4 protein-coding genes are annotated in these 9,003 nt (G+C 72.9%); all 4 read right to left on the bottom strand.

Annotation, left to right across the window (positions count from 1 at the left end):
• A partial coding sequence (locus AC3A57_RS22785) for a type I polyketide synthase (RefSeq protein ID WP_487580990.1) occupies positions 1–4,493 on the bottom strand: 4,493 nt, incomplete at its 3' end.
• A gap of 36 nt (positions 4,494–4,529) precedes the next feature.
• Positions 4,530–6,143 (bottom strand): cyclic peptide export ABC transporter, encoded by a 1,614-nt coding sequence (locus AC3A57_RS22780; RefSeq protein ID WP_487580989.1) that lies wholly within the window; start codon positions 6,141–6,143, stop codon positions 4,530–4,532.
• Entirely contained in the window at positions 6,140–8,641 is a 2,502-nt protein-coding gene (locus tag AC3A57_RS22775; protein WP_487580988.1) for a M28 family peptidase, read from the bottom strand. The genes AC3A57_RS22780 and AC3A57_RS22775 overlap by 4 nt, the downstream gene beginning before the upstream one ends.
• Positions 8,642–8,695: 54 nt before the next feature.
• A partial coding sequence (locus AC3A57_RS22770; protein ID WP_487580987.1) for a phosphopantetheine-binding protein occupies positions 8,696–9,003 on the bottom strand: 308 nt, incomplete at its 5' end.

Genomic DNA, 9,003 nt, shown 5'->3' with positions numbered 1-9,003 from the left:
ATGTGATAGGCCGCACCGGCCGCCGCGTCCAGTTGGTCCAGGAACCACAGCCGCTGCTGCGACCACGACAGCGGCAATGGCCGGCGGCGGTCGGCGGCGGGCAGCGCGTCCGCTCCCGAGCCCCGCATCGCGCTCAGAACCGCCTGCGCCATGCCCGCCAAGGTCGGCGCGGCCAACAGCGCCTGCAGCGCAGGTTCGACGCCGAAGTCGCGCTGTACCCGTGCGATCAGCTGCAGCGCCATCAGCGAATGGCCGCCGAGGGCGAAGAAATCGGCGTCGTCGCCGACCTCGCGCCCGAACAGCGCTTGCCAGACGATCCGCATGCGCGCGACGACGACTTCGAACTCGCCGCCCGCCGACTGCGCGGACACGGGCTCGGCGACGCAGGGCGCGGCAGCGGTCCGGGCGCCCCCCGGGGTCAGCAGCAATTGCCGGCCGCCGAATCCCAGCGCCGCATCGAAGGCGTCGGCGATCGCGCGCGCATCCGGCTTGGCTTGGGTCTGCTGCGCGGCCATGCCGATGCCCGGCCACGGCCCCCAATTGATCGAGACGATGCGCCGCCCGGGGCGCGAACGCTTCTGCGCGTACGCGTCCAGATAGGCCGCGGCCGCGCAGTAGCCGACCTGTCCGGGCGCCGGACGCAAGGCATTGATCGAAGAGCACAACACGATGCGCGCTGGCGCGGCGCCGAGCGCCTCGTCCAGGACGCGCAAGCCCGCCGTCTTGGGGCTCAGCACCGGCGCCAGGCGCATGCGGTCGGTCTGGCGGATCAGGCCCTCGCCGGCCGCCCCGGCGGCATGCAGGGCCAACTCGACGGCGCCGTGCGCGGCGACCGCCTCGGCGACGGCGGCGCGCAGGGCGTCCGCATCGGCGACGTCGGCGCCGATCAGGCGCACCGATGCGCCGCGTTCGCGCAAACCGGCCAACCGTTCGGCGATATCCTCGCGCGACTGCTCGCGCGCGGACCGCGCCACCAAAGTCAGGCGCGGGTTCGCCACCCGTGCGGCCAGGTATTCGGCGAACGCCAGACCGATGCCGCCGGTACCGCCGAGTATCAGGTAGTGGCCGCCGTCGCGCAGCGAGGCCTGATCCATCGCGCCGGCCTGATCCACATCGTCCAACTCCGGCACCCAAGCATAGGCGCCGCGCAAGGCGACGACCGCCGGTCCCGAGTCCGCGCCGGTCAGCGCACTGGCCAGCAGCGCCGGATCGGCCGGCGCGCGCGGATCCTGCACGCCGCCTTCGGCATCGAGCCAGCGACAGGCGATGCGCGAATGCTCCAACGGGGCGACCCGGCATACGCCGGCGACCAGGGCCTGGACCGGATCGTCGTGCTCGCGCCCGTCGACCGATTGCGCCGCCACGGTCAGCACGTCGATGGCGACATGCCGGGCGGAGCCGGTCTCCAGCGCGCGCAACAACGCGATCGGCAGATCCAGGCATAGCCGCTGCGCGGCTTCGCCGTCGCCATCGCGCGCCGACATCGGCCAGGCATAAACGATCCGCGACGGCACAGCGCCGGCCTGCGCGAGTTCGGCGATCAGCCCGGCCAGCGCCCGCGGTTGCGCCGGATCGAGCGCGAACCCGTCCGCCCGCGCCGTCGGCTGCGCGATGCCGGCGACCGCCGAGACCACGCGTACCGGCCAACCGCGCGCGCGCACCTCGGCCAGCGTCGCCGTATCCGCGCCGCCGGGATCGGCGAACCACAGCAGTTCCTGCCTCGGCGCAGCCGGCCATTCGCGAGGCGGCCGCGGCAGCCGGCGCCAACCGGGAACCAGGGCCTTCGCCGCCGCGGTTTCGATCGGCGCGAGCGCGTCGGCCGCGCGGGGCGAAGCGGCGGCCGCCTGCGGCGCGGCCTCGATCCAGTGCCGCTCCTCGGCGAAGGGATGGCCGGGCGCCGGCGCGCGCTGTCGCGGCGCCTCGGGCACTGCGCGGTGCCAATCGATGCGGTGGCCGCGCGCCCACAACGCGGCCAGGGTCGCGCGCAGCGGCGCCAGCGGGTCGCCGTCGCCGGACGCGGCCAGGGTGCGCAAACTCTGCAGCGCGACCCCGGCGGCCTGGGCGAACGCGCCCAGCGCCGCGCCGGGGCCGACTTCGACCGTCACCAGTTCGCCCAGCGTGGCCAGGGTGCGCAGGCCCTCATCGAAGCGCACGGCCTGGCGAAGGTGCGCGACCCAGTAATCGACGCTGGTCGCCTGCTCGGCGCCGATCCAGGCGCCGTCGAGATTGGAAATATAAGGGCGCTGCGGCGCCGACAACGGCGTGTTCGCGACGCCCTCGGCGAAGCGTTGCAGGATCGGTTCGAGCATGGCGCTGTGGAACGCGTGCGACACCGGCAGGCGGCGACAGGCGATGCCGGCCGCCTCCAGCGCGGCCGCCTGCGCGGCCACCGCTTCGGGCGGACCGGCCAAGGTGCATTGCCGCGCGCCGTTGACGGCGGCGATCTCGACCTGCGGCAGCAAGCACTCGCGCAGGCCGGCCTCGTCCGTCATCGCCGCGAGCATGGCCCCGGCCGGCAACTGCGCGACCAGCCGGCCGCGCAGCGCCACCAGGCGCAAAGCGTCGTCGCGCGCGATCACTCCGGCCAGGCAGGCCGCGACGTACTCGCCCAGGCTGTGGCCGAGCATCGCCCGCGGACGCAGGCCGAACGACTCCAGCAGACGCGCCAGCGCGTAGCCGATCACGAACAGCGCCGGCTGAGCCAGTTCGGTGGCGTCCAGTCGCGCGGCCTGCGCCGGCTCCAGCAACAACGGTCGCAGGTCGAAACCGAGCTGCGGCTCGAGCGTGCGCGCGCAGGCGTCCACGTCGTCGCGGAAACCCGGGTAGGCCGCGTACAGCGCCGCCGCCATCGCCGGCGTGTGGCTGCCCTGGCCGGGAAACAGGAACGCCAGCGCCGGCGCGTTCTCGGCATCGTGGACCGCGGCGCCGTCCAGTTGCGCGCTCGCGTCGAGGGCATCGACGGCGGCCAGCGCGCTGCGGTAGCGGAACGCCTTGCGGCCGGCGCGGGTGGTGTAGGCGATCGCGGCATAGGCCGCGCCGGCATCGGCCAGGCGGCGTCGCATCGCCTGGCTCAGCGACGCCAGCGCGGCGGGCGTGCGCGCGGACAGCAGCAGCGGCTGCGCCCATTGCGGCGCGACGGCCGGCGCCGGCGCCGGCGGCGATTCCAGCACCACGTGGACGTTGGTGCCGCCGATGCCGAACGAACTGACCCCGGCCCGGCGCACGCCCTGGCGCAGCGGCCAGGGCTCGCGCGCCAGCGGAAAACGGAACGGGCTGCCGGCCGCGTCGATATGCGGATTGAGTCGGCGCAGATGCGGATTCGGCGGCAGTTCGCCGCGCGACACCGCCAGCGCCGCCTTGACCAAGCCGGCGACGCCGGCCGCCGCGTCGAGATGGCCGATATTCGCCTTCAACGCGCCTAGCGCGCAGTAGGCCGCGTCCGCATCGCCGAACGCCGACCTCAGCGCGGCGAACTCGATCGGATCGCCGAGCGCGGTGCCGGTGCCGTGGGCCTCGACATAGCCGATCGTCTCCGCCTCGACGCCGGCCACCGCCAGGGCCTCGCGCACCACCGCGGCCTGCCCTTCCACGCTGGGCGCGGTGAACCCGGTCTTGTCGTGGCCGTCGTTGTTGACCGCGCTGCCGATGATCACCGCGTGGATGCAGTCGCCGTCGGCCAGCGCCTGCGCCAGCGGCTTCAACACCACCGCGGCGACGCCGTCGCCGGACACGGTGCCGCTGGCGTCTGCGTCGAACGGCCGGCAACGGCCGTCCGCCGACAGAATGCCGCCATCGACATGGCGATAGCCGCGCGGCTCCAGGCTCCGCACCGACACGCCGCCGGCCAGCGCCATGTCGCATTCACCCGCCAACAAAGCCTGGCAGGCCAGGTGCACGGCGACCAGCGAACTCGAACACGCGGTCTGCACCGTCACCGCCGGCCCCTGCAGCCCGAGCTTGTAGGCGGTGCGCGTCGCCAAGTAGTCCTTTTCGTTGCCGATCGCCAATGCCATCGGCCCGACGGCCTCCATCAGCTCCGGCTGCCGCGACAGTCGTTCGAGGAAATAGACGTTCGACGAAGCGCTGGCGTAGACGCCCACCGTGCCCGCCGGCGACGCGCAGCCCGGGGCGTAGCCGGCGTGTTCCAGCGCGGCCCAGGCGGTCTGCAGGAACAGGCGCTGCTGCGGGTCGGTGCTGCGCGCCTCGAGTGCGGTCATGGCGAAAAAGCCGGCATCGAAAGCTTCGATTCCGTCCAGCGTCGCGCCGCGGCGGACGTAGCGCGGGTCGTCCAGGTCCGATGTCGGCACCCCCGCTTCGCGCAGGCTGGCCTCGTCGAAATCGCGCACCGACTCGATCCCGCCGATCAGGTTCGCCCAGAACGCCTCCAGATCGGCGGCGCCGGGAAACCGGCCGGCCATGCCGACGATGGCGATCGCCGCCTCGTGGGCGTCGGACGCCGGAGACGGTTTGCGGTTGCCTTGCTGTTCGCTCATTGCATGGTCCTTGCGATGCGCCGGGTCGCGGCGCGCTCAGCCCGTGGCCGCGTCGGCGGCGACCTGGCCGTATTCCAGCCGGACCACCCGATCGGCTACGCCGAAATAGCGGTCGTCGTGAGTGATCACCACCAACGTCTTGCCGGCGGCCTTGAGTTCGGGCAGCAGCTCCTGGTAGAAGCAGCGGCGGAACTCCACGTCCTGGTCCGCAGCCCATTCGTCGAACAGATACACGTCGCTGTCTTCCACATACCCCTGGGTCAGGGCCAGGCGCTTGCGTTGCCCCTGCGACAGCTCCAACGTGCTCAGCCGGCCGCCGCTGGCGCTGACTTTTCGGTCCAGCCCCAGCTTGCGCAGCAAGGCGTCGACCTGCGCCTGCGGCGGGCTGTGGCCGCGGCGGTCGAGCAGATCGTCGAACAGCCAGTAGTCGGCGAACACCGCGGTGAACAACTGGCGGAAATCGCCGAGTTCCTCGCTCGCCAGCGCGCGCCCGTCCACCCGCACCTCGCCGCCGCTCGGCGCCAACATGCCGGTCAGCAGCAGGGACAGCGTCGACTTGCCGCTGCCGTTGCCGCCGGTCACGAATACCATTTCGCCGCGCTGCAGCTCCAGGTCCATCGGCCCGAAGCGGAACTCGCCGGCGTCGCCCGGATACCGGTACTCGACTTGGCGGAACGAAATCCGTGACCAGCCGTCGAAGCGCGCGGGGTCGACCGCCGCGATCGCGGTCGCGCCGGAGAACGTCGGGCCGAGCGCGCGCAGATGGCGGACGCTGGCCATCCCCGCCACCAGTTGGCGGATCGCGGCGATGAGGCCGCTGACCGGACCGATCAGGAACAGCGAGGCGATCACGAACCTGGCCACCAGCGTAGCGTCCTGGCCCAGGTGGGCGCGGCCGATATAGGCCACCGACAGGATCGCCGCGTACACGATCGCCATGTTCCACACTTCGGTGTAGCCCAGCCAGCGGTTCGCCGCGCGCAGCGAGACCTCGTTGTCGCGGATCGCCCGCCCCAGCACCCGTTCGGAAAAGTGCGCGGCGCGCGCCGCGTTCATGGTCAGCTCTTTCTTCGCTTCGGCGATCGCGCGGAAGTGCCGGAACAACTGGTCTTCCTCGTCGCGGATGCGGGCGAAGAAATCCTCGGTGCGGCGCAGGATCGCCAGGGCGCAGGCGACGCTGGCCAGGACGAATCCCGCCAGCACCAGCAGCAAGGGCCAGGACAGCCAAGCCAGGTAGGCCAGGCAGAACACCGCCACCAGGGCGTTGAAGAACGCCTGCGGCAGCACCAGCAGCATCTGCGCGATGCGGGTCACGTCGACCACCAGCGCGCCGGCGATGCGTTCGCGATTGCTCATCAGGCGCGCGTAGTCCAGCGCCATGAACCGCGCGCACAGCTGCGAACGCAACTCGGAGATGACCGCGGCGCCGAAGTGGGCCTGGAAGGTCTGCGCCGCCCCCGACAGGGCGAGCATCGCGACCAGGGCGGTCGCGGCCGGCCACAACGCGGCTTGCACGGTACCGGCGACGGCGCCGCCGGCGATCGCGCCGATCTGGGTGATCAACGCGATCGAAGCCAGCGCGCTGCCGGCGGCCAATGCGCTGGCGGTAGCCAGCGCAACCCGGTGGCGGCGGACGGTTTCGCCGATCACGGCGTCGCCCGGCCTGCCGCCGCGGTCAGGCCGATGCGCGCGATGGCGACGCTGGCATCGGAGTAAGGATGGGTCTGCCGCATCAATCCCGCCGGGCGCGGCGGCAAGGCCAGCCCTGCCGGCAGGCGGTGATCGATCGTCACCGCCAGCAGCGCCTGCGGCAGCGGGCCCGGGCCCAGGTCGAGCGCAATCTCGAGTTCGCCGGCCGGCACGGCGAAACCGCGGATGCGCGCCGGCCACTGTTCGAAGCCCTCGGCCGCTGGAGCCTGGATCGAGCGGCCCTGCACGCTTGCGCTGCGCACGTCGGCGCCCTTGGGCAGGTACAGGTCGAGCACGTCGTGCCCCTGGTCCAGGCTCAGCGCCAGGCGCATCCGGCGCAGTTCGCCCGTACGCTCCACGCCGAGCACGCGGATCCGCGCGGGCGCGGCGGTCGCCGCGGCGCGATCGCCGAGCGGCCGGCAGCGGGTTTCGCGCCAGACCTCCGGCGCGTACAGGTTCTGCGGCACGGCGCGCGCCGCATCGCCCAGCAGGCCGCGCTTCCAGGCATCGTCGTTGGCGTCGATGGTCGCCAGGCAACGCAGGCCCTGCACCCGATCGTCGAGTGCGAACACGCTGCTCGGCTGCGGATGACGCTCATCGAAGGGATGGACCAACACCAGCGCGACCGTCGCCGCCAGCCCGGCCAGGGTCAGCGCCGCACCGGCGCGCGCCGCACCGGCGCCCATCCAGGCCGGCAGGCACAGCACGCACAGCAACAGCACCGGCACGACGCCGATCGCCGGCACGCCGACGCCCAGGGCCTGGTCCAGGCCCAGCGCCAGTTGCCCCAGGACCACCCCGCCGACCAGCAGCGCGGGCACCATCGACGGCCACGAGGGCCCAGCCGCCGCCGGCGACGCGCGCAGCACCGCGAAAACGCGCCCGATGGCGACGGCGAGCAGCGGCCAGACCAGGATATTGGCCGCGCCGGGCAGGGCCAGCACCAACAGCCAGGCCAGCGCGAGCAGCAAGACCTCGCCGCCGCGCGCCAGCGCCGCCTCGCTCAGCGGCTTGAACAGCAGCGCGCCGGCCAGCGCGGCCGCGATCAGGCCGGGCACGAACACCGATCCCGCCCGCAGCATCGGCAGGCCCGCCAGCAAGGCCAGCGCCAAGGCCCACCACCAGCGCAGACCGCCGCGCGCGGCGCCGAGCGTCGCCACCAGCACGCCGGCCGCCAGTACGGTCCAGGCCAGGAACCATTCGCCCTGCAGCGCGGCGACCGCGCGCTGCATCGCCCCCGGCCAGAAGTCCTGGCGCAGACAGGCCGATACCGCCAGCACCACCGACGCCGCCGTGGCGACCGCCGCCAGCACGCCCAAGGCAGCGCGCGCCGCGGCCAGGACGCCGACCGCTTCGCTACGGCGACCGCGCCATGCGGCGAACCCGAACAGCAGCGTAGCCAGGACCAGCGCCGCCGGATCCAGCCAGCGCGGATACTGCAGGAACAGCTTGCCGGTGAAGTTGGTGTACGCCGGCTCGGCGCCCGCGGCAGGCGCGAGCGAAGCGGCCGACAACGCCGCGCGCATCGACGCCAGCGCCTGGTCGCCCATGTGCTGCAGGGTCGCCGGCGCCAGGTTGGCGGCCGTGTCGGTCGGCGAATGGTAGTCGGAATAGCCGCCGATGAAGGCGAAGTTCAGACCCGGCAGGCCGCGCTCCAGCGCCACGCTGAAGTCGGTGTGGTTGGGCATCCGCTTATAGATTTCTTCGGTGTACGAGCCCGCCACCGGCGCGGCGCCGTGCAGCGCGCGCAGCAACGGCGCGCTGCCGGGACCGGACTGGAACATCAGCACCGGCCCGCTGCTGCCGCGCGCTTCGAAGTTCAGCACCGTGCCGACCCGCGCCGCCAGCGGATGACGGTCGAAGAAGGCGCGCGCGCCGTACATGCCCATTTCCTCGCCATCGCTGAGCAGGACGATGAGGTCGCGCTTGCGCGCGCCGGGCTGCGACGCCGCCGCGACGCGCGCGGCCTCGAGCACGGTGGCGACGCCGGCGCCGGCATCCGCCGCGCCCGGCGCCCATGGTATGGAGTCGTAATGCGACATCAACAGCAGCCCGTTGCCCGGCTTTCCCACCTGGGCGGCGTCCTGCGCCGGCAGGACGCCGACGATGTTCTCGACCCAGGCGTAGCCGCCCTGGCCGGGCGAAAGTTCGCGCTGCACCTGCACCTGCAGGCCGCTGGCGCGCAGCTGTGCCAGCAGATAGTCGCGCACTCGCGCATTGGCCTGCGATCCGGTGGGATGCGGCGTCTGCGCGACCTGGCGCACGTGCGCCATCGCCCGCTCGACCGAGAACGCGCGCGCATCGCCTTCGCCCGAGCGCAGCGGCGGCGGCGACGACAGCGACCAGACCGCGGCGATCACCGCCGCGATCGCCGCCAGCCCGGCCAGCGTGCGCCACAGCCCCTTCGGCTGCGCCTGCGGCTTGCCGTCGCCGCCCGCTACTGCTTGGTTCTCGTCCATCCGCCCCTCTCCAGTGGATTGCCGCAGCGACCGCAGGCGGTCGCTGGTCCGTAGTCAGTCTTCCAGTTCGATTTCGTGCTCGGCCGCCGCGCGCCGGCTACGGCGGCGGCGCAAGGCATCGCGCCGCTGTTCGCCGCGCCGTTCGCTGTCGGCCAGTCGTCCCGCATCGCGTTCGCCGTCGCGGACGAACGCCGCCAGTTGGGCGACGCTGGTGTGGGTGAACAACTCCACCATGCTCAGGCGACGCTGCAGGCGGCGTTCGATCATGGCCTGCAGCCGCACCAGCAGCAGCGAATGCCCGCCGAGGGCGAAGAAATGGTCGTGGCGGCCGATCCGCTCCACCCCCAGCAACTGCGTCCACA

This window comes from Lysobacter sp. Soil_C_15 (assembly GCF_057657315.1).
The sequence above is the reverse complement of the archived record's forward strand: the minus strand, read 5'-3'. Positions and strand labels throughout refer to the sequence as shown.

Coding starts and splice junctions, on each gene's coding strand:
- AC3A57_RS22775 (WP_487580988.1), bottom strand. CDS start 8,641: ATGGACGAGAACCAAGCAGTAGCGGGCGGCGACGGCAAGCCGCAGGCG.